The sequence below is a fragment of the Natronoarchaeum sp. GCM10025703 genome (assembly GCF_042661985.1).
Lineage (GTDB): Archaea > Halobacteriota > Halobacteria > Halobacteriales > Natronoarchaeaceae > Natranaeroarchaeum.
Genome location: NZ_JBHSZF010000002.1, coordinates 26,032 through 51,419 on the forward strand (window position 1 = coordinate 26,032; position 25,388 = coordinate 51,419).

A 25,388-nucleotide genomic window follows, 5' to 3' on the forward strand; every position below is an offset into this window, starting at 1 on the left:
GTGGTCTCGGTGTGCCCGGGCAGTACTGCGACCCCGTGGGATGCGAACCGACGATAGTGGACCGAGCCTCACCCACGACGGCGAGCCGATACAGTAGTCGGTGGCTTGGTCGCTGTCGTCCTCATCGTCTCTGGTGTGCTCATCTGGCAAGCATACCAGCAATAGCAGGCCTTCGACCAGATGGGATCGATAATGGGCACGTTGATGGGGTCCGTTCACGGAACGAATCCACTCTGGTACGTCCTCGGAACCTTCCTCGTTTCGGCTGTCATCGATGGGGGGTATCTCGTGATTCGGGATGAGGTCACCAGCATAGAGGTAAACGACCGCTCACAGAGTTAAATGGCGAATCCGACCGATCCTGAGGGTGATGAATCGCCAGAGGTAGCTGTCCAATCGAATCGAGCCATCAATCCGGAGTCTCAGCTACAGGCTCGCGTGTTAGACCTCCTGCCAGATGATGAACGCCGTATCCTCGAACCAGTTATCTCCTCGTCTGGCATCACACAGATCGAACTCAGGGATCGCTCGGACATCTCGAAGAGCAAGGTCAGTCAGACGGTGAGTGCGCTTGAGAAGCGTGGCCTGCTGTACCGCGAGCGCCAAGGGCGGACGTATCGCATCTATCCGAGCGACGACCTATAACGAAAACAGGCGAACTAGTGGGGCGTTCCCACGAGTCCAGCCCCGTCCAAAACGTTGTCCACTATCACGTCTGCACAATCTCGATGCAGGGATGGCGCGTGTCGTAGAATACGTCGAATGACCTGGTTACGGATCGTTCATACTGTTGTTCCTGGGGCCGTGGTCCTGTCCCGGGAGAAGGATTGAGTACCAATCCGGCGAATTCGGGCCGGAGGAACGGTCCTTGTCCTGAAAAACGGTTAGGTCCTCTTATACATGTTCTCGAACGTTCTCCTGTGTGGATTCACACCCACGTCGATAACCCCCCAGCAGTCCTACGAGTAATCGAGGAGAAAGACAATGACCAACTTCAAACTCGGCCGCTGGCTGCTCGTGGCCCTCGCGATCGTCGGACTCGCGTTTGCCGCGCCCGTTGCCAGCGCACACGGCAACGACACGACCGCTGACGACACGCTCACGGACAATACCACCGCAGATGAATTGGCCACTTGGATGGAGGCGCAGATGGCCGAACACATGGGCCCTGGTAGCGTCGAGTGGATGGAGTCGCACATGGGTGTGACCGTCGACGAGATGGCCCAGGACATGTCTGACGAGGAATACCACGACGGAGCTGACGACGACTACAGCGGCGAGATGTACGGGCAGGGCCACTGCTGACAACCCTGACCGTTTCGATCGCTGCAACCGAACACCACAACTCACCAACTCAAGATAATGACACAACTCACCACTCACATCGGACGCACTGCTCGTCGACTCGCAATCCTCGCCGTCCCGCTGCTGGTCGCAACGACTGGAACGGCTGCTGCCCGCGGTGGTGGGAGCTACGGCGGCGGTATGATGGGCGGGAGCGGCTGGGGCCTCTTCGGCGGAGCGATGGGCCTCTGGGGACTTCTCTGGATGGGGCTCCTCATCGTCGTCCCGCTCTACATCGTCTATGCGCTCCTCAACCGAGGATCCGGCGGGAACGAAGAGCAGTCGCTGTCAGTTCTCCGCGAGCGCTACGCCCGCGGTGAGCTATCGGATGAAGAATTCGATCGACGGCGAAAACAGCTCGAACGAACCGGATGACTGGAACAGTTGCTGTTCCAGCCGATACATCACACTCCCAACGCTCGCCGTTGCGGCACCCAACCGTTAACCCCGTGGACGGGGTATAATATTACATGGAATACACAATACAGACTTCAGTCACTGGCGATTTCGACGACGTCGTCGACACGACGATCGCAGCGCTCGAAGACGAAGGATTCGGCGTCCTCTGTGACATCGACATCCAGGCGACACTCAAGGAGAAACTCAACGAAGAATTCCGCCAGTACCGCATTCTCGGTGCATGCAATCCCCCCTGGCATACGAGGGACTGACCGAAGAAATCGAACTCGGAGCACTCCTCCCGTGTAACGTCATCGTCTACGAAACCGATGACGACGATATCGTTGTGAGTGCCGTCGATCCGCAGCAGTTGATCGACATCGCAGACAACGATGCGCTCGAGTCTATCGCGACCGAGGTCACCGAGCGATTCTGAACGTGTTCTCTCGGCCGTCACCGACGAACTAGGATCCAGATCGGAGACCTGATCTTCGATGTCTTCATCAAACCAGCTCGACGTCACGACGATCGTTCTTCTGATCCTCGGAGCGATCATCTTACTCCCGTTGCTCACAATGGGGATAGGATTCGGCGGGATGATGGGGTACGGTGGGATGATGGGTCAGTATGGCGGTACTGGCGGGTGGTGGCCGCTCGTCGGGATGCTCGTCCCGCTCATCTTCCTCCTTATCCTCCTCGGCGGTGGCTATCTCGTCTTCCGGCGTATTAGCGAAACGCAGACATCTCGAAATCCCGCGATGGAGGAACTCCGCACGGCATACGCTCGTGGCGACCTCACTGATGAAGAGTTCAGAAGCCCGCCGCGAGAGACTCGAACGGTCGGATTGAGCCAACGAGTACGCACCAAGTGCGTATTCACACGCCTGCGTGATCGAATTTGTGATGCTACTCCCGGTCACCACTGTGTGAACGCCCTTTCAGAATCGAAGAGATGGAGTTCTCTCAGCTTACGATTCTGAATAGTAATGTGGTTAAGTCCCAATACCGTATTATACTATGTGACCGAAGTCATCCTCTTCACCCAAGAGACGTGCGGAGCATGCGCAACACAACGAGAGAAAAACGACGGCCTCGAGGAGAAGTATCCGGACATGGAGTTCCGGGAGATCGATATCCAGAAAGATCTGGAAACGGCCGAGGAATACGGCGTCCGGAAGACGCCGACGACACTCGTCTACGCGAGCGGTAAACAGACCGCCGAGTTCATCGGCATTGTCGAGCGGAACGACCTCGAACCAGCCATTGAGAGCGCGACCGAACAGTCGTCTGGACTCGTCCAACGTCTCGTCGATGTCGTGCGAACATAACGACCACCCGACCAATTCAAACCACATGACGAACTATGATCGACGTCAGTTCCTGGGAGTGCTCGGTGCCGGCGCAGTCGCCAGCGCAGGCCTCTCTCAGCCAGTGAGCGCACAGGAGACGCCCGTCGTGAAGATGGGCAACAACTATTTCGACCCGATCGGGCTCCACGTCCAACCCGGCACGACCGTCCGCTTCGAGATAGCAGCCGGTACACACTCGGCGACGGCCTACGAGAACCGGATTCCGCTCGACGCCAGTCCATTCGATAGTGGGGTCATCTCGTCGGGAGGGTACGAGTACACGTTCGAAGAACCAGGTACGTACGACTACTACTGCATCCCGCACAAGACAGTCGGGATGGTTGGTCGCATCGTCGTTGGCAATCCCGGCGGCCCGGCCGAAGAGAGTCCGATTCCGGACGGTGACGTGCCCGAGAGCGACGCGATCGTCGAGCAGGGCGCGATCGCGTATGGATCTGGTACCGGGGGTGATGGGAACTCCGATGGCGGAATGATGGGTCCCGGAATGGGGTCCCGCCCGGGGATGATGAACGGCCGGAACGGTGGATGGTTCGGTGGGCTGCCGTTCGTCGGCGGGGCATTCGGAATGCTGGGGCTGGTCGGCGGACTCCTCTACTGGGCAACGGGTCGAGGTGATGCACCTCCAGAGAGTGACGATTCCGCGATGGAAACCCTTCAACGTCGTTACGCACGAGGCGAGATCGACGAAGAAGAGTTCCAGACGCGTCGTGAACGGTTGGAGGACGGGCAAAACGACCCATCCCTGTGAGGAGAGTCACCGAACCCCGTTGGGAGACGTCGGTAAATCCGTCCGTCTGCGGAGATCGTCCTTTTTCGATTGCGTCGTCACGTCGTTCGAGTTCCTCGGTAGTACACCCATATAGCGAGGAGCCCGATGACGAGGAGATAGCTGAATCCCCAGCTGAGTGACACAGCAGTATCCAGGTCCGTTGTGAGCCCGGTATCGACTATCACGCGGACGGGATGGTAGCCCGGGAAGAGTTTCATCCACCACTCGGGCTCGGACTGGACGAACAATGGGTCCTGAAAGAGCCCGATATCGATCATCGGGAGGATCAACATGATCCACAGGCCGGCCAGTCGATTGAAGACGGCACCGACGAGCATCCCGATCAGTCCGTAGGTCACCGAGAGGACGAGCATCGCGGCGACAAACCACCACAGCTGCTCCGGCCAGAAGTCGACGAGCATCACTCCCACTGAGACGCCGACAACGAGGAGTGTAATGACGACGAGGACGCCGAACCGGGCCGCGATAACCTGCCGTGCTCGATAGCCCACGACCGAGAGGCGGCCGTCCGTATCTCTCGCCTCGCGCATCAGGATTGACATCCTCCTCCGCGTGAACGCGGAGGAATCCCACGGCACCGCTACCGCTGGTTTGGGATATTAGGGTCTACGACATTGCCTGTTCTTGAGGCTCAAACGAGCCAGTTTCCTTGTCAAACAGGTACGTCGATGGCTGTGCCAACCAGCCGTTACTCCTATCACCGCCATCCGTGGCGAGACTCGGAGATACTTGTTTCCGAATATTCTCAGCACCATTCACGTCAGCATTCGCAACCAACTCGCACTCGGCACACACGTACAAGCCACGCTCAACACGATTCGACTCACGCTCACACCCGCACGAAGAACACGACTTTGAGGTGTTCTCCTCAGATACGCGCTCAACGGAAATGCCAGATTCTTCAGCCTTGTATTCGAGCAGGTCAGTGAATCGGTCGAACGCCCACGAGTGCAAGTCCAAGTTACCGTGCTTGCCCCAATCCTTCGTCTCACCGTCTTCATCCTCACGGATCCCGCTGAGGTCACCAATTGCAATCACACTGACGTTCTCGTCAACGCATCTCTCCACGATATGTTTCGAGAGCGTGTGGAAATAGTGCGCACGACGATTAGATTTCTTGGTGTTCAACCGTACTGATTCTTCCGACGAGGAATCATCACAGTGAGCAATATGCTTGCTGTAATAGTAATCGTCCTGTTTGAGGCAGTTCAACGGGTATAGCTCAGACTCTTGGTGTTCAAAGGCGAGAGCGGCGAAGTTACAGATACCCAGGTCGATACCAGCGGTCTTCTCAGCGTCGTTCTCTGATGCATTGATTTCGACATTGCAGACGATGTGGAGTTCCCATTCGTCTCGCTGCTTATTCCAGACAGCGCGTACCTGCTGGACGCTCTCAATCGCAGAGAGGTCAACGTCAGGTCGTGTTTGGATGTTGCAGAGAACGAAGTCCGACCAGTGCTCTTTCAGGTTCTCACCTTTGGAGAGTCGGATTCGACCATTTTTGGTATCGAGCTTGAAGCCAGCGCCTTTGAACGTGAGCGTTGAGCGTGGATGTTCGTCGTTGTGTTTGCGATATGCTGGTGGATTCGCTTTCGAGTCCCCGTTCTGGCGTTTCTTGTACCAGCCAGTGAACGCTTCAGAGAGTTCTTCAAGAACTCGCTGACTTGACTGCGAATGTAGGTCACTATAGCGTTCGTGGGATTTGAGGTACGATTTCAGGTCGCCGTCGTCGGGGATGTGGCCAGTTTCGTTCCAGACACGCCCGCTTGTCCAGCGGGCGACGTTCCAGAGTTTACTGGCGGCGAATCCAAGCGAATCAAGGTCGTCCTGCACTTGCTGATGGTTCTGTATGGAACCAATGAAAGTGCGTTTGACGACCTGTTTCGCCATACATAACCTATGTTTCTTAGCTTATGGACAAGTGTCGGTTTCGGGTCGCGTGGAATATCCAGAAATGCCGAACAACGGTTATTGTATCATCAGTTGGCGGCGCGTATCCACGCCGTAAACGACGTGGTATTGCGCCTGCTCAGCGTATAAACAGACGTTCGATCCGGAGTTTTTTGATGATGCCCACATCGTCACTGCTGGCATTCGGATGGCAGATGGCTCGGTATATGAGGGTGTGGGTTTACCGGCCAGTATCGGACGGGCCTCGGTCTGTGGAGAGCCAGTTGCAGTTGGCTCAGCCATTGCAGACGGGTATGACCATGACGAGATTCAGACGTCCGTAGCCGTATCGTACCCATTGCCCTATCATGACGCAACCGAAGCGCGCGTTATCCCGCCGTGTGGCGTCTGTCGAGAGCTATTGGCTGACTACAACGAGCAAATGCGTGTGATCGTACCCGTCGATGGTGACCATCAGGTCGTCAGTGCAATTGGTCTTCTCCCGACCCGGACCTGGTAAGCCGTTCATCTGTATCGACCATTTCGCCCGTGGTTCTTTCTGACTGAAACCTCCGAGCGGTCGATCTGCAATCTGAGCGGACAGGTGAGAGCAAAGCGGGAGTGGGGGTGGAATTTTGGTATGGAGGCCGTACGTGTACACGTGACAGACCAGAGCCAGAATGCGAATGATGCGGAAGAGCACGAAGAAGAGGAATTCGAGTTGGAGGGCCTCATGACCCGCGAACAGGGAGAGAACGTCCTCCGTCGCCTCGCCACCGGCGTTGCGAGCGGGTCAGTAGAACTGGGCCGCGATGAGGGCCCGGTGACCGTTCCCGAGCAGTTCGAAGTGGAAGTTGAGTACGAGGAAGAAGAGGATGAGGCCGAATTGGAAGTCGAGCTAGAGTGGTCGATGGCTGACGGTGAGGCAGTCTCACCCGAAGAAGACGAGAGCGACGGGACGGAGGAACCCGAAACGAGTGAGCAGGGAGCAGACGACCAGGAATGAACAGCAGGACAGTCGGACGCAGTGAACACTGTGAGGCACTGTCACGGGAGCGAAACCTACTGTCAGAGAAAAGTGAACCCCACAGGGGAGATACAGGACTATCAGTATCGAGCGTGCCCGCATCTACCGACGTACCGGACGGTCACGTGATTTCAATCTCGAAACGAGCACCACCGTCGGGACCGTTTGTGGCAGTGATCTCCCAGTCGTGTCGGTCAACGACTTCCTTGACGATACCCAGCCCGAATCCGGTCCCGTCGTCAGCGGTCGTATATCCCGCTTCTGAACACGTTCGTACTCTCTGAGTCGGGGAGTCCGCCCCCGTCATCAGCAACATAGAAGCCAGTATCTGTGTTCCCAATCGTCACTGTTACGTCTGGCCCGCCGTGTTCGACGGCATTCTGGAACAGATTTAGTACGAGCTGTTGGAGCTGATCGGGATCTGCCTCGATGGTACGGTCTGTCTCAATCGAGAGCGTCGCATCCTTTGTCGATAGTGTTCCCCAGCATAGCTGGGCGACGTCCGGCAACTGGACTGCTTCGAGGTCCATTACTGCTTCCCCGGCCTGCGCGAGCGCCAGTAAATCGTCGATCAGGGCATCCATCCGGCCCAACGCGTAGTCGATCTCGTCGATGTTGTCGCTGTCGCAGTCCTCTCGCAGTAACTCCAGGCGGCCTTTCGCGAGCTGTAACGGGTTCCGGAGATCGTGACTTACGACACTCGTGAATCGGTCCAACCGCTCGTTCTGCTGGACGAGTTCACGCTCGCGTCGCTTCTGGTCACTGATGTCACGGTCCATCGCCACGATCCGATCCTCTCCATCCAAGTTGAGACGGATAAGGTGGATTTCGATGGGGAATGTGGACCCGTCTTTCCGTTCGAGTTTTCCCTCGAATCGACGCGGGGTATTCGGCGGGAGTGACTCCCAGAATGACGACGCGCGCTCCGGATCGGCCGTTGGATCGAGATCCCAGACATACTGTCCGATCAGTTCGTCTTCAGTGTATCCGAGTTCGTCACACAGTCGCTGGTTGGCATCCCGGATGACGCCGTCGAAGTCGTGGATTATAAACATATCCGGCGAATGCTCGAACAGCGCCTCGAGACGCGCGGTATGGGACTGTAACCGTTGTTCGTACCTCTTGTGCTCCGTAACGTCGTCCTGGAATCCGACAAAGAGATCGACATCGCCGTCAGCGTCATACAGTGGTGCGATGCGGACGCGATTCCAGAATTCCGTGCCGTCCTTCCGGTAGTTCCGCACCTCGACGGTTACCGGCTCGCGATTATCAATGGCTCTTCAGAAGCTCCTCGACTGGCTCATCATCAGTGCCATCGCCCTGGAGGAATCGACAGTTCTGCCCAAACACCTCGTGTTTCTCGTAGCCAGTGAGTGCCGTGAATTCGTCGTTCGCGTAGATAATCGGGTTATCCTCCTGGTTGGGGTCCGTCAATAGAATCCCGATCGGAGCCTCATCCATTGCTTGCTCTTTCGCCGATAGATGCAGCGTCCCCGCATCAGTCGCTTGTGGTGGCGTGAGTGTACAGATCAGCGAGTTATCGGTAGTAAACGAGAGCGTGTGCTCGAGGTCGATTGGTTCGCCGTGCTTCCGGACGAACGACGTAGTGCCGTGCCAACGCCCATCGCGTGCCTCCGGAAGGAGGACGTCGTAGACGTGATCGACATCCTCGTCGTGGTAGAACGTTTCCCAATGGAGGCCGATAAGCTCCTCGGGTTCGTAGCCGAGAAGCTCCGCACAGGCGGAATTCGCGTACTCGATGTAGCCATCGTCATCAAGAATGCTGATGCCGTCGTGTGCGGTTTCGATGGCTTCGAGACCACGGTTCATGTACCGTTCGGCCCAGTATCCTTCGACAGCGTTCTGCACGCGATTCGCGAGGACGCCATACTGGTCCGTGCTAGTGGTCTTCTGGAGATAGTCAGTGACGCCTGCCGTGATGGCTTCGCTAGCGATCTCCTCACTACCTTTTCCAGTGAAGAGGATAAACGGAAGATCTGGATAGGACTCACGTACTCGTTCCAGTACCTCCAAACCGTCTACGCCCGGCATCTCGTAGTCGCTCACGATACAATCAACAGACGACTCGTTCTCTTTGAGAACGTCTAGGGCATCGCGAGAGTCTGTTATACTGCGGACATTGAAACAGTCACGTTCATGTTCAAGGAAGGTGGCGACAAGCCCGGCGAAACTGGGGTCGTCATCGATATGGAGGATATCGATAGTTTTCGAGTCCGGAAGGATTGTTGAGTTCTTACGGACTCTTCTATCACCGTTCATACTGCTTACTCGTCCGCAAGCATTAATTGGTTTATTGATTAGCTCCGTAGCACTTGAACTTTCTGAGAAGTGGAGAACTCACCGTTGCCACTGCACCGAGTCCCGCTGATCAATCTGGCGTTTCACTCTCATCCATCAGGGAAGATATGATGAGTCGCTTGATTCCACGTCGAAGCAGACCACTTGCTGCAGGTTGAGAGATATCCAGATCAGCGGCGACCTCGCTGAGAGTTGCGTTCCGTGGTTCTTCGAAGTACCCCGATTCTGAATGCGGCGAGGAGTGCTTCTCGCTGGCTATCGGTCAACCCGGCGTCCGTATTCCCCAAACTAGCGTATTCATTCACGCGCAGCAAATCGATATCAATGTCGTGCTGTTGTGCATAGTCCCAAAGATGAACTAGATCCGTTCGCTCGGGCATCCATACTGTTAGGATCCAGGCGCTTCCATCGTTTTCCATGTCGAGGATAACACCATTCGCGGCCGAAATTACTGGTGAGAGGATCTTCGCTTTGTCTGTATACTCAAAGCTATATATCGCCTCCTTGTCTCTGGTTTCAATAACTCGTTCAGAATTCGCCAATGGTACTATCATTCCGTAACCCGTCCTCGAACCGCTGGAAATCAGATGATTCTATGTAATAAAAGAACTTCCCCGACGTCGGGTCAGTTCCAGCCTCTGACACCGACTTGACTTTCTGAACTTCGATCGTGACTGACTGACTGTGTGAGCACTATGTCAGGATGCTCGGCCCGGACAACGGCTTTAATATCGGTCATTGTTCTGTAAAGTGATGGTTTCGTACATTAGGTGTTAGGATTATATTTGAGATACTTGATGTAAATATATTGCGATGCTTGTTACCGGGCTTATACGGAGGTCGTGTGGTGGCTTAACTGAGTCGGTCAGTCGTAATTCTTGAATGCGAGGATGGGGTTCAATTTTTTCACGTCTCATGTGTCTCGTCAGAGCGGAAGATCAATTCAGAAATCACACACTTCACTCTTGAATTAGCTGGTTCAACGGACTCGTTCGCAGTTCTATCCCCTTTTTCAGATGCGACGGCTGAACAGCGTTGTCCAGATGTACTCAAACCAACTGGCTTCGGACGACGGGGTGACCCCGGCAGGGAGGTAGATTTTTGATTCAGTAGCTCTGTCTTGATCATCAGCATGGTTTCTCTGTGTCATACAACTGAATAGAAGACTCGTAACCGCATTGTTCTGTAGCTTAAGCGTATAACCTGCTTATAAATAGCAAGGAGAATACCTGCGGCTTTAGCTGCCCCCAGACATCACAGATTTCTGGTGTGGGAACGAGACCTGCGGTCTCGTTAACGCAGGCTGAATCCGACAACTCGGAATCAGTCTACGTTTACTGGCCCCTCCGAGATTTCTCAATCCGTGTTTTGAACTGACAGGCAAGCCTACTCAGGAGCAGGAATCGGTTAGGAACGGACCGATTCCCGCCAGTCCTACGATGGCGGCCTGTCCGCCCCAAACAATGAGACAGTAATCGGAACCAGTCGGGTGAACGGTCGGTTCCTACTTTTCAGCAGCGAGAGAATCCCGCCGTTCACGGCGGGCGAGGATGTCCCCGGATATTAATCACTCCTCGCGATCGGACAACCGCTCGGACAGCCGATCCAGCTTCTCTTGAGCGGACTCGCGGCGGTCTCGTGTTACCTCCGGTTGGTACTCCATCGAGACGATCTCCCCCGCTTCGAGCGTCACCGAAAGCACGCCCCCATCCGTTTGAGCGGGTTCGGGCAGACGATCAGCCGCGATATCCAGTTGCTCGATTACCTCCCCATCCTCCTCGAGCAGGATCACGGCGATATCGCCATCTTCGATCCGGTCGACAACGGCAGTGTAAGTCCCCTCCATTGTTCACCCCACAACAGACGCGACAGTCCCATCAATCCCACTGCCCGAACTCCCTGCAACAAGCGGGCTGGGTGGCTGAAGGTTCGCCGTGTCGTCGGCGTCGGGCGTCTCCTCGAGGATATCCTCGGGAGCCGTCGAGAACGACTCCTGGGTCTCGATAGCAGTCGCCGTCCCATCGGTTCGGACCACGATATCGCCGTGGACGCCCGTCCAGTACGTCTCGATATCCCGGTCGGCGAATCGGTCGAGCACGACGTCGTTCGGATGGCCGTACTGTGAGTCGTAGGCGCTCGAAATGATGGCCGTCTCGGGAGTCATGGTGTCCAGCAAGGCCTCGCTGGAGGAGGTCGAGGACCCGTGATGGCCGACTTTGTACACGTCGCCCTCGAGATCGCTTCCTTGTTCCTCGATCAGTTGTTGTTCGACATCGGTGTCGATGTCGCCGGTTGTCACGTACTGGAACTCGCCGATATCGAACGTCAGCACGATACTGTTCTCGTTGACGTCGCTGCCGGTCTCCGTGGGCGGGTGCAACACCTGCGCGGAGACGGTCCCCGCAAGCGGCAGTTCGTCACCTCGTTCGACGAGAAGGAGTTCGACGTCGTGCTCGTCGATGGCATCGAGGTAGTTAGTGTAGGTCGCCGAACTCGAGGGCACGCCCGAATCGTACGCGGTCCCAATGCCCTCACCGTTCGTCTCGAAATGCTCGATCACAGCAGCGTGGCCGCCGATGTGGTCGGCGTCGGCGTGCGTCGCGACCAGGTGGTCGATCCGGTCGATCTCCTGTGCTTCGAGGTAGTCGATCACCTCACTGCCGTTCTGGCACCAGTCGCCGCTGTCGATCAGGATCGTCTCGTTGGCCGGCGTGACGATGAGGGTCGAGTCGCCCTGCCCGACGTCGATGTGGTGAACTTCGAGTTCGCCTTCAACAGTACTCTGTGTGTCGCCATCGCTCTCGTCGTCGGTCTCGTCATCGGTGTCGTCGGTCTCATCGCCGGCGTCGCTGTCCGACTCGGTTCCCACCATGTCGCCGTAGGCGTGCTCCATCACGACCTGGCCATCGGCGTCGACGAGTCGAACCACGTCGCCGTCGCCTCGCCAGATGTTGACGTTGTATCCCCAGTACAGCTCGGTCTCCGTTGCCTCGCCGTCTCCGGTCGTTACTTTCACTGTCTCCCCGGGTTCGAGGACGAACTCACTGGGAAACGAAAAGGGCGAGAGGCCGCCATCGACTTGGCCGCCCTCTCGGTCACGGAGCTCGAATCCGGAGAGGTCGGCGGGCTTATCGGCGGTGTTTTCGAGGACGATGGACTCCTCGCCGGGTGAGACGTCCGCGACGTTCAGGTCGACGATTTCGACGGCGTCTCCCACCGCCTGCGGGTCGTCGATCACGTCCTCGGTCTCGCCGGTGCTAGTCGTACATCCGGCAAGACCGACGAGCAGCACTACGGCGATTATGAGGATCGCTCGTTTCATACTCGGTGTATTCAGGGGCAGTGTTTGAGTGTTCCGTCCGGGACGGTAGTAGTGGTAGCGCCAAACCTGTAGCATGGTCCCTTCGGAATGGCTGTCTCTAACACCTCTTTCAGAGACAATGGACTGAGACTACTGTTAAACAGAGCTGCGAACTGACCGGTGAGGGAACTACTAGATAAATATAATAAATGTCTTGGTATGCAAGATGTAAGGCGCGTATGGGTCACTCAGCTTTTTGGACACCGGTAATTTCAGAGCGGGCCCCGCCCCCTTTGCTCTCAGTCACGGTAATCTCCCACCCATGCGCGTCGGCAATTTGTTCGACGATTCTCAGGCCGAACCCAGTTCCGTCCTCATTCGTTGAGTATCCTGCCTCGAAGACCTCCTCACGCTCACTTTCGGGTATGCCGGGGCCCGTGTCCGCCACGTAGAAGCCGTCGTCCATCGATCCGACAGACACTGTCACGCCGTCACCGCCGTGTTCGACTGCGTTGCGATAGAGATTCTCGAACAGTTGCTGGAGCCGGTTCCGGTCGCCTTCGACAGACTGAGACGTCTCGATTTCGAGTACTGCCTGTTCTGTGTTCGCGGTTTGCCAGCTACTCTTGACGATGTTCGCCAGGCCAATCACTTCGGTCTCATCGATTTGCTCAGCCTCTTGTGCCAGTGTCAGCATGTCCTCGATGAGCGTGTCCATCCGGCCAAGTGCCTGTGCGACGTCGTCGATATGGTCACTCTCACACACGTCCCGAATCAGTTCCAACCGTCCTTCGGCCACGCTGAGTGGGTTCCGCAAATCGTGGCTGACTACGCTGGTGAACTCCTCCAAGCGCTCGTTCTGTGTTTGTATTTCGCGCTCTCGTTCGACCTGGTCAGTCACGTTCCGGGCAATACCCACGATCCGAATGACATCGCCATCGATAATGACTGGCGCGAGGCTTGTCTCCCAAATCCGAGCATCTTCAGCGATGTTGAGCTCTTCACGGTACGATATCGGCGCGCGCTGCTCAACGCATCGAGTGTAGTTGGCTTCGAGTTCGGCACCTCGTTCGCTGCCGAAGACCGCTTGCGGTGTTTTCCCTCGAACTTCCTCGGTTGAGATTCCGGTCTGCGTCTCATAGCCAGGACTGAGTCGGGCGAACTCGAACGCTGGATCCTCGCCAGTTGTATCCACATCGAGCATGAATACCGCGTCTCCGGATGTTTCCAGCAGCGCCTCGTATTCTTCGGCAAGCGCTCGATACTCGCGGTTTTTATTCCCGGTTAGATTTCGTCCGATACCGACTATTCCGGTCGTATTCCCATCAGCGTCGATCAACTGTGCGCCGGTGAACTCGTAGGGAAGCCGCTCGCCGTCGGCAGTGAGCAGGTTAGCTTCGACAGTGACTGGTTCACCTGAGACAGCCGTTTGGATCGCGTCGGCGATTGTCGGGCGGTCGTCTTTGGGAAACAATTCGATAGCCTGCATATCGGCCAGTTCCGAGTCGGCATACCCCGTCGTTTCCGGAACCTGGTTGTTCCACCGTCGGAGGCTGCCGTCCGTGTCGAGCACGTAGAACAGGTCATCGAGTGTGTCGAGTGCCTGCTCGATGAACCGTCGTTCCGCTGCGAGTTCCCGTTCGCGTTCTTTGCGGTCGGTGATGTCGTTGCCAGACCCGCGGAGTTTCGTTACCTCACCGTTTTCGACGACTGGAGTGATCGTGATGTCCAGAAGGCGCTCGTTGCCGTCGTCTTGCTGGAGTCGCCACCTATCGTGCAGTTCCTCGCCAGTTTCTGAAGGCTCTGTCGAGTGTTTGCTGAATGCCCTCGCGGTCGTCCGGGCGGAACAGTTCGAGCGCTTCCTCAAGAGTGATTTCAGAATGTGTCGGGACGCCCGATGATTCGCCGGGTGCCAGCGGTCAACAGAATCGTGTTGCTCTCTCTGTCAAACTCGAACCCGCCGGTGTCGCCTGCGAATTCTGTCAATCGCATCAATTGTTCTTGTCTGTCGGCCCGCTCGGCCTCGCCGCGGGCCCGAACGGCGTTGCGGATCCGGTTGGCCAAGAGTTCATACCGTTCGGTGCCGCTCCCCTTCTGGAGATAGTCGGTGACACCGGCAGCAATGGCGTCACTGGCGACTGTCTCGCTGCCCTCGCCGGTGAAGAGAATAAACGGGAGGTCGGGATACTCCTCTCGGACAGCCTGCAGGAATTCGATGCCATCCGTGCCGGGCATGTTGTAATCCGAGACGACGCAGTCAGGCGGGCGGTCATTAATATTCTCCAACCCCTCGTCGGCACTGGTCGCTGTCTGGACAGCGAAGCGGTCGTCCTCGCGTTCGAGAAACGTCCCTGTTAGGTCCGTGATGGAGGGGTCGTCATCGACGTGGAGAATCTGAATATCTTGATGAGAACTGAGTGGCATAATCTACAAAGTGTTACTATCATCAAAAACCTACTGTAGCAGAATCAGGACTGAAATTGGCCTTGTCGATACCGAAAAATTAATTCATATTTAAATATTCAAAATAAAAACGTTCTGATACTGACTTTACGCTCTGTATGTTACACCAATGTTCTGATCGATTCCAGACAGGTTGTCAATCGTCGCGGTATGTGTGTACGCTATACTGACCGATTGAGGGTAGTTGCGAATCGGTTGTGCGACCGTTCTATGACACCCTATCCGGCTACTCGGATCTACCTGTTCATTCCCAACGTAGGGCTATCAGAGCCTCCTCATTCAGCGTATAACGGAAGGCGTGATTGCGTGCCGTCAAGAAGTCCCGCGAGTTGCTCGAAGTCCCACTGACGAAATTCGTCGAATTCGGGAAGCGATACACTACGTTCGCGGAAGAACATCCGGTCGGCGTCGCTCTCGGCAATCGCCTTCGCCGCGTCAAACAACGCATTTGTGAACGTATTTCGAGTCACCCACAGCACGCTGTATCCATTGACGAGATAATCATACGTAGCGGCGTGGAGATCCTTCTCTTCGTTTCGATGTTGGATCTCGAAGGCGATTCCATCCCCGAACTGATCGTGCTGCGCACCGAATCGAAGAAGCACATCGGCGTGTCGGGTAGTTGGATCCGTTGGAGTATGTGAGACATCGAGCTTCCCTTCCATGCAGAAAAAGAGCGATTCTTGGTTGGGAAGATGCAAATCGTGTAGTGCACGGAACACCAGGTGCTTCCACCGACGATGTTCCTCTGACTCGCCGCTACACTTCCGGCTGTCGGGGTAATGCACGAAGTGACGAAGCCGATCCGTCTGCGGCCCACCTCTGACGAACATCTCTTCCTCGCACTTCGGACAGATAACTGTAGTTCCGTCTGATACCCATCCCGGAAAAACGATAGTTCCTCGAAAACGGCCAACAAAAGGCATTATTGGCTCCAACGTTACTAACCAATGTCAATTTATCGACGATATTGTAGTCTCTGCTATGCTCAACGTTACCGTACGTTTGCTCAAGTGGACTACTGTCCTTCGACGACTTACCAGGGGAGATCACGTCACTTGAGTTGTCTATGTAGACCGGAGCGTATACACATGCAGCTGCGAACCACCGGTGATCAATCGCCACCAATTGTGACAGGGAATCATCTCTGTACACGTCTATCTGTCAGGGAAAGGATCATCATCTGTCCGGGATACCGTTTTTGTATGAGTACGGATCGACTGCGCAGTATCGTACCAATGTTTGGCGGTGCAACACGATACGTTACAACGCTGAATGCGATTCTTCAGTTTGTCGAGGCACATCATCCGACGTCGGATGAGCTCGTCGGATGGCATCGTGGAACGTTTTCAGAACGTATCCAGTCGGCAGTCGATCATGCGGCGGGTCAGCTATCTTCAACAGGTCGGCTTCTTGCACCAGGTGGGTGAACAGTGGGTACTGGGAGATGCTGGTCAGGAATATATGGCACAGGGAGAGATAGCGACACTGCTCCGTATAATGTGTGATCGGAACGTTGGGCTACGGAGTCTCCTGTATGCGTTGTCTGCTGGATCAATGACACTCGAGACGGTAAGTGAACAGCAGTTGGACACGCATCCTGAGTTAGGGTGGAGTCGTGGAGAGACCGACATGGCGAGACAGCGAGTGAACTGGTTGCGGAGCATGGATCTCGTCGAGGAGCGCTCGGACATGTTCGCATTGACGGACGAGGGGCGATCGTTCGTGGAGAGTGCGGTTGCGGAATGGAGTGATTCGGACTGGAAACCGTCGATGATCGACGACGAACTGAGTGCTGGGACGTACACGACGACAATTCACGCCCGTGCGGTTGATCCTGAGTTCCGTGCGACAGTGATTTCTCGGTATGACCGAACATGCCCGGTCTCAGGTGTTGACCACCCGGGGCTACTGGACGTCGCGCACGTGTTAGCGTGGAGTGAGCACCCAGATCACCGGGCGGATCTAACGAACGTCTTACCGCTGAGTAAGACACATCACGCAGCGTTCGACCGTGAACTGTTCACGATCGACTGCGACTATCGGTTGCGCGTGAACCCGTCCTTCAAACGGAAAGCGATCTCTTGCAGCGAACGATTATTCAGCAGGCTGGTGAACGAGTCGCACTTCCCGAGAAGAGTCTGAGCCCCGGATATCTCGCGGAGCATAACGCGGGACTCGCATGGGTGTAGATCTACTTTTGCTCTGGAAAGTGAGAGCCGTGGTACTCTCGTTCGATTAGTTTCATCATCTGACCTTGGAGACGTCTGCTAGATCGAGGTGATAGATGACTCGATCAAGAGAGAGTAAGTAACAACACCGACGACGTCGGTAATCACTCCTCTGCCTTCGTCGAGACGATCTCCTTCGATCCGCATTCCGGGCACTGGTCGTCGGTGGCATTGAACCGCGCCTGACAGGACTGACACTGCCAGTCCGCGTTGTCGTCGGCTGCTTCCTTCGCGGTCTGTTTGAATTGCTCGACCTGTCGCCCGACACTTTCGAAGAATCCCATCGGTTGTTTTCTATTAGCCGGCCGAACGGGATAAGCGTTCATCGGGTGTCGGCCGGTAGTTTCGCACGGGTATCTAGTCCGAGGAGTTCCAAAACGGCAGTGATGGCCCAGATCGTGTCCCCGTTCTCGTCGAAAATACTGATCGGGGCAAGCGCCATCTCAATGCGGCGCTGGTTTCGATTGTGGCGTTCCTCATCGAACAACGACTCCTGGCGAAGGCTCGTACGAATACGAGACAGAATCGGTTCCGTTGCGGCAGGTTGGGGAATCTGATCATTCACCTCAATGACGATCGCGGTACTGGCAAGCAGGTCACTCCTCCCACGGTGCCAAGACGAACGGTGGGGTCCGGGTTTGGAAAATCGATGGCCTGTCGCACGTTGAGACCGCTGAGATCGGTACGATCGGAGTCGCTCTCGACGCAGCCCACGGGGTTTTGTTCGACCGGTTGCGACACTCGCTGGCGGTGTCAACGACAGTAACTGTGGCTCCGGTAGCGGCTCACTCAGTTTTCACACTGAGCAATATAGGGTATCGCATGCTGGACTGGACGTCGATGAATATCGGATCATAGCCGGTATGAGCCATCACACGGCGTCAAAACGGTAGCTAGACGCCAGTGCGATAGTCACGTGGTGTTCATAATCGGCATTTTGCACCGCAAGAGCGGTGCTGAAAGGGGTTTGTGAGGGTGAACCAGGACGGATGTCGTGACGAAGTCGTGCTGACGCGATAGCCAGGCCGTGGAGTAAAGCGCATCTCGCGCCTGTTTCTGGCTGTTTCGGACGCTTGGGGTGTCTGCTTGGAGCCGTCGTCGTCGTCGAACATCCCCGAAATCGCACGAGGGGATCCGATTATGAGGCTATGGGTGCCTGTATATCGACGTCGTTGAGCACATGGTGGTACGTCCATTCGAGCGATAGCCGCCCGCTCCAGGCGTTTCTTCGTCGCTCCCCGACTGGGGAGTGGCGTTCGAGCGCCCGTCCTGGTTGGCTTGCAATTGCGGCTGTATCAGTAATTAGCGGTCCGTTGGAACAGATAGGATCGATCTGAAACGCTACATATTCGGTTTAGACTCCAAATAAAGCGATTTCTTGCCCTGAATCTGATTATGATGTATGGGCCGAAGTAGGGATCTGACCTGCCGTCGACGAGGGCTCACGAGCTCCGCCTCCCCCATGAGACCGGCGTCTCGCTGACCACCCGCGAGCACGAAACCGAGTACAAGGAAGTGACGATGGCCGATCTGATGACTGAATGTAACTATCTGAATCCGGACGTCGAAGTGATCGCCGAGATCAACACCGCGGCCAGTTTCGAGACGTTCGCCGAGTTGCTGAAACCAGGTGAACTACCGGTTTGTACCGGCATCAACGGTGTCGAGATCGGGTTCGTCAAACTCGAGTGCTTCTGCAACAGCCGTTGGTAGCTCTGGACGCGGGGCCGATTCGTGGCGTTCGATTTTCTCGGTCTTACGCGTGTTCTCGTAGAGGGCGCGAGCGACCGGGAGCCCCCGGAGATACTTGTAATCGTGAAGGACCTCGACACCTCTCTCTGTGAACCCGTAGAACTGCGAGGGGAGATCGCGTTTGTCTTGACTGGGTTCGTACGTATAGCGTGCAAGGAGCCCGGCGTCGCTCAGTGTCTCAAGCTGGTCTTTGATGGCCGCTTGGCTCTTGCCAGTCATGTATTCGAGTTCAGCGAGCGACATGAGGTGTGCAGGATGGCCCAGCAGCTCCTGGATGATGAGGTGGCGCGTCTCTTGGGACAGCAGCTTGAACAGTCGCTGCTGCTCCGCGAACGGCCCCGCATCGGCCGCGCCAGTGTGGGTTTCGCTCATACATATCCGTACGAGGAGCGAGGCAATAACAGTTAGGGTGATCCAAGTTGGTTATTCTTGAAAATACCAAAGTGATTCAGAAGAGACATAGTGGTGTGGTTCAGAACCAGCAGCCAATGACTGATCCCAGCCCCCGCCTGACGCTGCGAACATTATGGCAGTGGTCCACGAAGCGGTCGGCGGTATCGAACTCGAACCAGCGGAAAAGCGTGAGATCTGGCAGTTCGCCCAACATGAACTGCCGTATCTCTGGAGCCAGCGAACATCGTATTTTATTCTCGGCAGCTATCGTGATCCCTACATCCGCCGTCTCCGTGCTGTGCAGAACGAACTCACCAAGCAACTCGGCGCGTACCCGTTCATTATGGGGGATCTCCTGGAGCTGCCAACTGAGCGGCTCAATACGTTCGATATCATGTTCTCTTTGTTGGCAACCTACAGCGACTACATCGTTGGTGTCTTCGAAAAGGAAGGCGGGGGTGAAGCACCGGAATTAGGCGAGATCGATGACCCGCCGTATTTCGACAAATCGTACGTGTTTCCACGCGACTACGCGTGGGTGACTGACGCAAATCTCACATCGAAACATCACGTCACTCAAGCTGCGCTCGAAATTGCGTTCACGGATGAGTTGAAGCAAGATGAGGTCCATTCGAAGATCGACGCGCTCGTCGACCGCGCACAAGAGTCTGGGATCGACGTTACTGAAAAAGAGGTCTGGGATGTTATCGACGACCGAGCGGTGGAGGGAGACGAACCTGCGAAGTACAGTTGGGTCCATCTGAACAAGTTCCGCAAATTCTGAATTACACGCCCAGTGCTTTCCATGGTCTGCTGAGGAGGAACTCCGAACTGCAGTTTCCGAGCTTCCGTCGCCGACACCACGCCCGGAGTGGGAAGCGCGTAACGAACCGTGAACTACCCCACCCTACTTACTGTGTCTATCGGTCGTAGCCAACAGTTCAGTAGCGAAACGCCACTATTTTTTCGCATGCGAACTGACCACATATACACACACACGTGGCAGAATTACTAATTCTCGTGGGATTGCTGGTGGCGGTGTTCGTCGGGTACAATATCGGCGGGTCATCAACCGGTGTTGCCTTCGGTCCGGCAGTCGGCAGTCGGGCCGTTAGAAAAGTCACCGCCGGAGCCCTGTTTACCGTGTTCGCGTTCCTCGGAGCGTGGACGATTGGGCGGAAGGTCATCACGACGATGAGTACCGAAATCGTCGATGCAACAGCCTTTACACCCGAAGCGAGCGTCGGCGTCCTCTTTTTTACCGGGCTCGCACTCCTGATCTCGAACGTCTACGGTGTCCCGGCGTCAACCTCGATGACAGCCGTCGCAGCAATCGTCGGACTTGGATTAGCAACGGGGACGCTCAACACTGCCCTGATGTTCACCATCCTGTCGGCATGGATCGTTGCCCCACTGATCGCTGTCTTTACAGGTGCGTTTATCGGCAGATATCTGTACCCGCACCTCGACGCCAAATTCGAATTTGGTCGCCTCACGAACCCGTTGATCGCAATCGATACCCAGGGGAGGCTCCCACGGCTATCGGTCAACGATAACGTGGCACCTCGGGATCTGATCGGGTCGGCGCTTGTAGTGGTAATTGCCTGCTATATGGGGTTCAGCGCCGGAGCCTCGAACGCGGCGAACGCAGTCGCCCCGCTCGTCGGCAACGGTTCCCTCGACCCCAGCCCGGCGATTCTCCTCGCAGTCGGGGCCATCAGCGTGGGTGGCTTCACAATTGCCCGGCGGACGCTGGCGACCGTTGGCAACGATATTACTGAGATGCCGATTCTGGCAGCGCTCATTGTTTCGACCGTGGGTGCGACGATCATCACCGTCCTCTCGTGGCTCGGAATTCCAGCTAGTCTCGCCGTGAGTACGACCAGTTGTATCATTGGGCTCGGGTGGGGCCGTGCAAGCCGACAGCGGACGCTCGCAGAAATAGTCACACAGTCCCCTGCCGATGAATCCGCTCCAAAGTTTACGACTGGTGCACTCAAACTTCACCCAGTTGAAGGCAACAAGGGGGTCGCTGCGGGCCCGACTGTGGGCGAACTCGCTGAAGGCGAGACTCCTCACCCGGATAGGCAGCAGGCATCCGGGGATGATGTGTCTAGTATCGGTGAAAAAGACCCGGGGGAACTGTCCGCCGAAGGCCTGTTCCACCACGCAGCGGCAGCTCGCGTCGTAACACTCTGGGTGATCACGCCGATGATGTCCCTCGTGGGGGCCTATGCCTTGTTTTTACTTCTCGGCTAAGAGAATACCTCGTCTGTCCATCGGCCTCAGTCGTGGGTAAACAACCTCGGGCGCGGGGCGGTGTTAACTTAGCCATTGATTCCACCAGACGGCGTGAGCTTGTAGCCATGATTCTGCGGTGTCTGGATCAACGTGGCTGAAGCAGTTTGAAAACGAAGATGTTCGTCGTTCTACCTCACGAAAGACACGTTCGACGGCGTTTCTGAAAGTCGTGTTGCTGGACGCGGTAGCTGAGATTTTCTCGTCGAAGGCCGGCGATGAGGTCATCTGCGTCATCGACGAGAAACACGGCGTCTGTGACGGCGTGTTTCTCGGTCAGTTCAGTGAGAAACTCTCGTGCAATCGGCACCGTATACGTTGGGAACAGTCGTGAATGGAGAATTTTGTTGGATTCAGGATCAACCGCGGTGTACAGCCAGTATTGCTCGTCGTTGATCCGGATCGATTTTTGATCGACCGCAACTCGATCCAGATTCTCACCGCCGCTCGGCTGTAAATCCGCTTTTTGAACCCAGTTGTGAACCGCAGTGCGACTGCGTTTGACACCCGACTCCTCAAGTAACACAACTGTATTCGAGAGTGATAGGCCCGCAAGATGGTGGCGAATACCCTTTTTAATGAGCTGCGGGGGTGTCCTCTCACGCTGCACAAACTCCAAGTCGATCCAGTCTGTAGATTCGTTGAGGCGGTCGGTTTCGGCCATGAACATCCGAATCTTCGACCGCCTCGTTCCTAACTTAACACGACCGCGAGGGGCGCTGTTAATCTTTTGTGAGTGTATGTCTGGAAGGCATCGAGAGGGTGACGCCTCGGTACAGAGGTGATGGGCTTTCGTCTATGGAGGGCCATAGGTAAGATATGCCGCTGGACGAAATCGCACTGACAATGGGGAAGATCGGCGCGGGGGAATGAGAGCTCCACATTGAGGACGGCGAGACGGTTCGCGCCTTCTTCGATGAGGTCGAGGTGAGCAAAGAGAGCGTATTCCACGCCGAGGGCCGGAACGAAGACCAAGCGATGCTGTACGAACTGACGACCGGGAAGCAGCCCGGCGGCCCCGTCCGTCTGCGTCGACGGGCACTCGATGAGGAGTGGGAGGAGGCCGGGGAGGTCGTCGAGAGCATCGACCGGGACTGAACGACGGGCGTTGGTCCGGCTGCAGACCCCACCGACTGCCCGCCGTCCTAGAGCGGCTCGACCCGCAACGGAAGTCGCTGGGGGTAGCTACCTACATGCCGCCTGACCTGCCCATACGAAACGAACTCGGGGAAGGAATGCTCGGGTGATTACTCATACGATGGAACGACCACCAAAGTTCATATCGAGGCGTCATGTTTCTTCGAGTCAATGGAGTCCGATCACAGATCATCGACGTCAAAGAACCGCGGCACGCAGGTAGACTATGTGCAATCGATCGCTTAGCTCTCGCTGGGGGCGGTTGCCGTTAGCACAGTTGTGCTTCTCGTCGCCTCAGTTCTGCCATCTCCTCTCAGACGTCATCCGGGATGGAAGTGGGTGGGTCCCGACAAACTCCTGCATCTCATCGGCCATGCAGGCTATGTGGTGGCCCTGGCAAACGCAATCAGCGCTGGTCGACGTACTGACGGAGGGGCCGCCGTCCTTGCAGTGTGTATCTCAACAACGCACAGCCTCGTCACGGGTCGGCTTCAGAAGCGGGTTCCTGGACGAGCGTTCGAGCCGATAGACGTCCTTGCTAGCTTGGTCGGTGCAATCCTCGCCGCTATTGGCTGGTACGCTGTGAACGAGACGTCGACTGACGAATGTCAGTGAGGAGGGCACAGCAGTCAGGATGACTGGGATGGATGTGCCCGTCCGAGGAGCAACACGTCGCCGTCGAGCACTATCACCGTATCGGTCGCAAGAGCTCGAACCTCGACTAGACAGGATAGTCAGTTGATGTATAAAAGGGGATCCGGGTGCGCGTTCGGTGTCGGTTCCCCTCTCGTATGCTCGCATCTCTAACCAGCGTTCTCCCCTCGTTAGTCAACTCGCGAACTCCACCGACCCGGCGGATGAAGCCCAGGGCATCCAGCCACTCCCGGTGCCGGCCTGCCGGTCCCGAAGTAGACGCTTCGCTTCCTCGAACTATTACAGCAATATTGATCTTCGGAGTGATCCCTGCCTGTTGATCGAGAGGTCCCGTGCGCTGTGGCCGTGCGCTTTGCCGCCCCACTACGTAGTGCTCCGAGGTTGTTGGGTTTGTGTACGGCCCCGGCGGGCATAACTCCGAAGAAGGCGGAGTGGAAGTTGACGCGATTCAGGCCCGTCCCCAGAAGTCGTAGAGTTCTGGTGTGCGAACAAATCGCTCTGCGATTTGTTAACGCCCTGTTCGGGGCTCGGTTCCACCAAAGCGTCGGAACAGTCTCGCCTCACGGGAAGGGCGGGACCCTCTCGCTGTTAAAGATAGTGTCAACTGGACCACCCAGTTCGTCCCGAATCCGTGAAACGTAGTCGACGAAGTCGTGAGCTATCAGGCCACCCGAATCCTCAAGGAGGCAGTATGCAACTTCAGAGTATGGAGACGTACGACGTTGCGATCGTCGGTGGTGGCTGTATCGGGTGCTCAGTCGCGTACTATCTGGCGCGAGACTCGGCGTTAGACATCTGCGTCATCGAAAAAGAACACCACCTGCGGAACACCAGAGCGGCCGAAACTCCGGCGTCCTTCATCCTGGATTCAATTACCCACCCGGATCGTTGAAAGCCCAGTTCGCCTCTGAAGGCACTCGACGAATGAAGGAGTACTTTGATACCAACGATCTGCCCCTCGATGAACTCGGCGTACTGGTCGTCGCAACCGACCACGAAGAACGACGACGTCTCACTGAGATCCAGCACCAGGCCACCGAAAACGGCGTCGAGACCGACCTTCTCGAAAGCCAGGCTGCGATTCGAGAGCACGAACCGCATGCCGTCGGGGAGGCCGCCCTCTACTGTCCCGAAGCCGCATCGGTTGACTCACAGAAATACGTCTACTCGCTCGCTGGTGATGCGGAAAATGCGGGCGTGGACTTCTTTAGCGGCTACGAAGTCGAGACGATCGAGACTAACGACAGCACCCATCAGATCCGAACCTCAAACGGGACGATTACCAGTTCGTACCTAGTCAATACGGCGGGCCTGTACGCGGATACACTTGCTCATCAGATGGGGGTCGGACAGGAGTACAGGATCGTTCCTTTCCGTGGTGAGTATTACGAACTCGTCCCGGAGAAGCGCCACCTCGTACAATCAATGATCTATCCGACGCCTGATCCGGATCTTCCCTTCTTGGGCGTACACTACACCCGGCGGACCGACGATAAAGTTATTATCGGACCGAACGCCGTCCTCGCGTTCGGCCGTGAGGCGTATGCGAACACGCAGTTCGATCTCTCCGAAGTCCTCGACGTGCTTGGCTACAGCGGATTCTGGAAACTGTTCACGTCTCTCAAGATGATCAACGTCGGGATTACTGAACTGAACAAGTCATACCGGAAGACGGCATTCGTCGATGCAGCACAGAAACTGGTGCCCGAAGTCGAACCCGATGATTTCCGAAAAAGCTACGCAGGCATCCGGGCCCAAATCGTCCGTAGTGACGGGACACTCGTCAAAGATCCGCTGTTTAAGCACGGCTCACGGTCCACCCACGTGCTCAACGTCGTGTCGCCAGGACTGACGTCCTCTTTGCCCTTCGGCGACCATCTTGCGAGTGAGGTTCTCAGTCGGTTCAGAATGAGTGAGGTGTCGCGTGCTGGGTCGTACAGAACGTATCCAGTCCGATACCGATATCCTCTCGACTGACGATATCGCCGGTCGTCGCGCCCCCTTCACCGGGTGATGTAAC

General features: G+C 56.3%; 18 protein-coding genes and 8 pseudogenes. 14 read left to right on the top strand and 12 right to left on the bottom strand.

What is annotated here, in order from left to right; genetic code table 11:
• Nucleotides 1-105 precede the first annotated feature (105 nt).
• The 7 genes and pseudogenes from ACFQH2_RS17230 (at nucleotide 106) to ACFQH2_RS17260 (ending at nucleotide 3,861) form a co-directional block, all read left to right on the top strand.
• Nucleotides 106-645 (top strand): annotated as a pseudogene (locus tag ACFQH2_RS17230) (helix-turn-helix transcriptional regulator).
• Nucleotides 646-984: 339 nt separating this feature from the next.
• Nucleotides 985-1,305 (top strand): hypothetical protein, encoded by a 321-nt coding sequence (locus ACFQH2_RS17235; RefSeq protein ID WP_377050279.1) that lies wholly within the window; start codon nucleotides 985-987, stop codon nucleotides 1,303-1,305.
• 57 nt (nucleotides 1,306-1,362) lie between these two features.
• Nucleotides 1,363-1,719 (top strand): SHOCT domain-containing protein, encoded by a 357-nt coding sequence (locus ACFQH2_RS17240; protein WP_377050281.1) that lies wholly within the window; start codon nucleotides 1,363-1,365, stop codon nucleotides 1,717-1,719.
• A gap of 95 nt (nucleotides 1,720-1,814) precedes the next feature.
• Nucleotides 1,815-2,231 (top strand): annotated as a pseudogene (locus ACFQH2_RS17245) (DUF302 domain-containing protein).
• A gap of 6 nt (nucleotides 2,232-2,237) precedes the next feature.
• Nucleotides 2,238-2,592: pseudogene (locus ACFQH2_RS17250) on the top strand (SHOCT domain-containing protein).
• A 170-nt stretch (nucleotides 2,593-2,762) separates the two neighbouring features.
• The gene (locus ACFQH2_RS17255) at nucleotides 2,763-3,071 is read left to right on the top strand and encodes a thioredoxin family protein (RefSeq protein WP_377050287.1); all 309 of its coding nucleotides are present in this window, start codon (nucleotides 2,763-2,765) and stop codon (nucleotides 3,069-3,071) included.
• Between the two features lie 25 nt (nucleotides 3,072-3,096).
• Nucleotides 3,097-3,861 carry a plastocyanin/azurin family copper-binding protein gene (locus ACFQH2_RS17260; protein ID WP_377050289.1) on the top strand — a complete coding sequence of 255 codons (765 nt, stop codon included), beginning with the start codon at nucleotides 3,097-3,099 and terminating at the stop codon, nucleotides 3,859-3,861.
• A 77-nt stretch (nucleotides 3,862-3,938) separates the two neighbouring features.
• Here ACFQH2_RS17260 and ACFQH2_RS17265 read toward each other — a convergent pair whose 3' ends face one another.
• Complete coding sequence (locus tag ACFQH2_RS17265) at nucleotides 3,939-4,433, bottom strand: hypothetical protein (RefSeq protein ID WP_377050291.1); 495 nt, start codon at nucleotides 4,431-4,433, stop codon at nucleotides 3,939-3,941.
• Nucleotides 4,434-4,509: 76 nt separating this feature from the next.
• On the bottom strand, nucleotides 4,510-5,793 hold the full coding sequence (locus ACFQH2_RS17270) for an RNA-guided endonuclease InsQ/TnpB family protein (protein ID WP_377050293.1): 1,284 nt from the start codon (nucleotides 5,791-5,793) through the stop codon (nucleotides 4,510-4,512).
• 661 nt (nucleotides 5,794-6,454) lie between these two features.
• On the opposite strand from ACFQH2_RS17270, the gene ACFQH2_RS17275 reads away from it, so the two are divergent.
• The gene (locus tag ACFQH2_RS17275; RefSeq protein ID WP_377077040.1) at nucleotides 6,455-6,799 is read left to right on the top strand and encodes an amphi-Trp domain-containing protein; all 345 of its coding nucleotides are present in this window, start codon (nucleotides 6,455-6,457) and stop codon (nucleotides 6,797-6,799) included.
• A 142-nt stretch (nucleotides 6,800-6,941) separates the two neighbouring features.
• Here the strand turns inward: ACFQH2_RS17275 and ACFQH2_RS17280 are convergent.
• The 7 genes and pseudogenes from ACFQH2_RS17280 to ACFQH2_RS17310 all read right to left on the bottom strand — a co-directional run bounded on the left by ACFQH2_RS17280 (nucleotide 6,942) and on the right by ACFQH2_RS17310 (nucleotide 15,508).
• A pseudogene (locus tag ACFQH2_RS17280) lies at nucleotides 6,942-9,100 on the bottom strand (PAS domain S-box protein).
• A 109-nt stretch (nucleotides 9,101-9,209) separates the two neighbouring features.
• Nucleotides 9,210-9,878: pseudogene (locus ACFQH2_RS17285) on the bottom strand (helix-turn-helix domain-containing protein).
• Between the two features lie 828 nt (nucleotides 9,879-10,706).
• Nucleotides 10,707-10,985, bottom strand: coding sequence for a DUF3006 domain-containing protein (locus tag ACFQH2_RS17290; protein ID WP_377050299.1), 279 nt, complete (start codon nucleotides 10,983-10,985; stop codon nucleotides 10,707-10,709).
• 3 nt (nucleotides 10,986-10,988) lie between these two features.
• On the bottom strand, nucleotides 10,989-12,461 hold the full coding sequence (locus tag ACFQH2_RS17295) for an MBL fold metallo-hydrolase (protein ID WP_377050301.1): 1,473 nt from the start codon (nucleotides 12,459-12,461) through the stop codon (nucleotides 10,989-10,991).
• Nucleotides 12,462-12,684: 223 nt separating this feature from the next.
• The gene (locus ACFQH2_RS17300; protein WP_377077041.1) at nucleotides 12,685-14,307 is read right to left on the bottom strand and encodes a PAS domain-containing sensor histidine kinase; all 1,623 of its coding nucleotides are present in this window, start codon (nucleotides 14,305-14,307) and stop codon (nucleotides 12,685-12,687) included.
• An 8-nt stretch (nucleotides 14,308-14,315) separates the two neighbouring features.
• Nucleotides 14,316-14,864, bottom strand: a complete 549-nt coding sequence (locus tag ACFQH2_RS17305; RefSeq protein ID WP_377077042.1) for a response regulator — start codon at nucleotides 14,862-14,864, stop codon at nucleotides 14,316-14,318.
• A 314-nt stretch (nucleotides 14,865-15,178) separates the two neighbouring features.
• Nucleotides 15,179-15,508 (bottom strand): hypothetical protein, encoded by a 330-nt coding sequence (locus ACFQH2_RS17310; protein ID WP_377077043.1) that lies wholly within the window; start codon nucleotides 15,506-15,508, stop codon nucleotides 15,179-15,181.
• A gap of 952 nt (nucleotides 15,509-16,460) precedes the next feature.
• On the opposite strand from ACFQH2_RS17310, the gene ACFQH2_RS17315 reads away from it, so the two are divergent.
• On the top strand, nucleotides 16,461-17,048 hold the full coding sequence (locus tag ACFQH2_RS17315) for an HNH endonuclease (protein ID WP_377077044.1): 588 nt from the start codon (nucleotides 16,461-16,463) through the stop codon (nucleotides 17,046-17,048).
• 190 nt (nucleotides 17,049-17,238) lie between these two features.
• On the opposite strand, the gene ACFQH2_RS17320 is transcribed toward ACFQH2_RS17315, so the two are convergent.
• On the bottom strand, nucleotides 17,239-17,418 hold the full coding sequence (locus ACFQH2_RS17320; RefSeq protein WP_377050309.1) for a hypothetical protein: 180 nt from the start codon (nucleotides 17,416-17,418) through the stop codon (nucleotides 17,239-17,241).
• A gap of 1,143 nt (nucleotides 17,419-18,561) precedes the next feature.
• Here ACFQH2_RS17320 and ACFQH2_RS17325 point away from each other — a divergent pair.
• Nucleotides 18,562-18,766: pseudogene (locus tag ACFQH2_RS17325) on the top strand (hypothetical protein); the annotation flags it as partial.
• 3 nt (nucleotides 18,767-18,769) lie between these two features.
• Here the strand turns inward: ACFQH2_RS17325 and ACFQH2_RS17330 are convergent.
• Nucleotides 18,770-19,258 (bottom strand): ArsR family transcriptional regulator, encoded by a 489-nt coding sequence (locus ACFQH2_RS17330; protein ID WP_377050313.1) that lies wholly within the window; start codon nucleotides 19,256-19,258, stop codon nucleotides 18,770-18,772.
• Nucleotides 19,259-19,412: 154 nt separating this feature from the next.
• On the opposite strand from ACFQH2_RS17330, the gene ACFQH2_RS17335 reads away from it, so the two are divergent.
• Together ACFQH2_RS17335 and ACFQH2_RS17340 are read left to right on the top strand one after the other, a co-directional pair.
• Nucleotides 19,413-20,063, top strand: a complete 651-nt coding sequence (locus tag ACFQH2_RS17335) for a hypothetical protein (protein WP_377077045.1) — start codon at nucleotides 19,413-19,415, stop codon at nucleotides 20,061-20,063.
• 215 nt (nucleotides 20,064-20,278) lie between these two features.
• A complete protein-coding gene (locus tag ACFQH2_RS17340; RefSeq protein ID WP_377050317.1) occupies nucleotides 20,279-21,538 on the top strand; it encodes an inorganic phosphate transporter in 1,260 nt (419 codons plus the stop codon).
• A gap of 63 nt (nucleotides 21,539-21,601) precedes the next feature.
• Here the strand turns inward: ACFQH2_RS17340 and ACFQH2_RS17345 are convergent.
• A pseudogene (locus ACFQH2_RS17345) lies at nucleotides 21,602-22,241 on the bottom strand (IS6 family transposase).
• Between the two features lie 263 nt (nucleotides 22,242-22,504).
• Between ACFQH2_RS17345 and ACFQH2_RS17350 the strand changes: the two are divergent.
• Together ACFQH2_RS17350 and lhgO are read left to right on the top strand one after the other, a co-directional pair.
• Complete coding sequence (locus tag ACFQH2_RS17350; protein WP_377050321.1) at nucleotides 22,505-22,675, top strand: hypothetical protein; 171 nt, start codon at nucleotides 22,505-22,507, stop codon at nucleotides 22,673-22,675.
• Nucleotides 22,676-24,074: 1,399 nt separating this feature from the next.
• A pseudogene (gene lhgO, locus ACFQH2_RS17355) lies at nucleotides 24,075-25,345 on the top strand (L-2-hydroxyglutarate oxidase).
• Nucleotides 25,346-25,388 lie beyond the last annotated feature (43 nt).

Bases quoted from the DNA above. Each gene is read 5' to 3' on its own strand.
- ACFQH2_RS17260 (WP_377050289.1), top strand. From the start codon at position 3,097: ATGACGAACTATGATCGACGTCAGTTCCTGGGAGTGCTCGGTGCCGGC.
- ACFQH2_RS17235 (WP_377050279.1), top strand. From the start codon at position 985: ATGACCAACTTCAAACTCGGCCGCTGGCTGCTCGTGGCCCTCGCGATC.
- ACFQH2_RS17290 (WP_377050299.1), bottom strand. From the start codon at position 10,985: ATGGAGGGGACTTACACTGCCGTTGTCGACCGGATCGAAGATGGCGAT.
- ACFQH2_RS17240 (WP_377050281.1), top strand. From the start codon at position 1,363: ATGACACAACTCACCACTCACATCGGACGCACTGCTCGTCGACTCGCA.
- ACFQH2_RS17295 (WP_377050301.1), bottom strand. From the start codon at position 12,461: ATGAAACGAGCGATCCTCATAATCGCCGTAGTGCTGCTCGTCGGTCTT.
- ACFQH2_RS17335 (WP_377077045.1), top strand. From the start codon at position 19,413: ATGGCAGTGGTCCACGAAGCGGTCGGCGGTATCGAACTCGAACCAGCG.
- ACFQH2_RS17265 (WP_377050291.1), bottom strand. From the start codon at position 4,433: ATGCGCGAGGCGAGAGATACGGACGGCCGCCTCTCGGTCGTGGGCTAT.
- ACFQH2_RS17315 (WP_377077044.1), top strand. From the start codon at position 16,461: ATGACACTCGAGACGGTAAGTGAACAGCAGTTGGACACGCATCCTGAG.
- ACFQH2_RS17320 (WP_377050309.1), bottom strand. From the start codon at position 17,418: ATGGGATTCTTCGAAAGTGTCGGGCGACAGGTCGAGCAATTCAAACAG.
- ACFQH2_RS17270 (WP_377050293.1), bottom strand. From the start codon at position 5,793: ATGGCGAAACAGGTCGTCAAACGCACTTTCATTGGTTCCATACAGAAC.
- ACFQH2_RS17305 (WP_377077042.1), bottom strand. From the start codon at position 14,864: ATGCCACTCAGTTCTCATCAAGATATTCAGATTCTCCACGTCGATGAC.
- ACFQH2_RS17330 (WP_377050313.1), bottom strand. From the start codon at position 19,258: ATGAGCGAAACCCACACTGGCGCGGCCGATGCGGGGCCGTTCGCGGAG.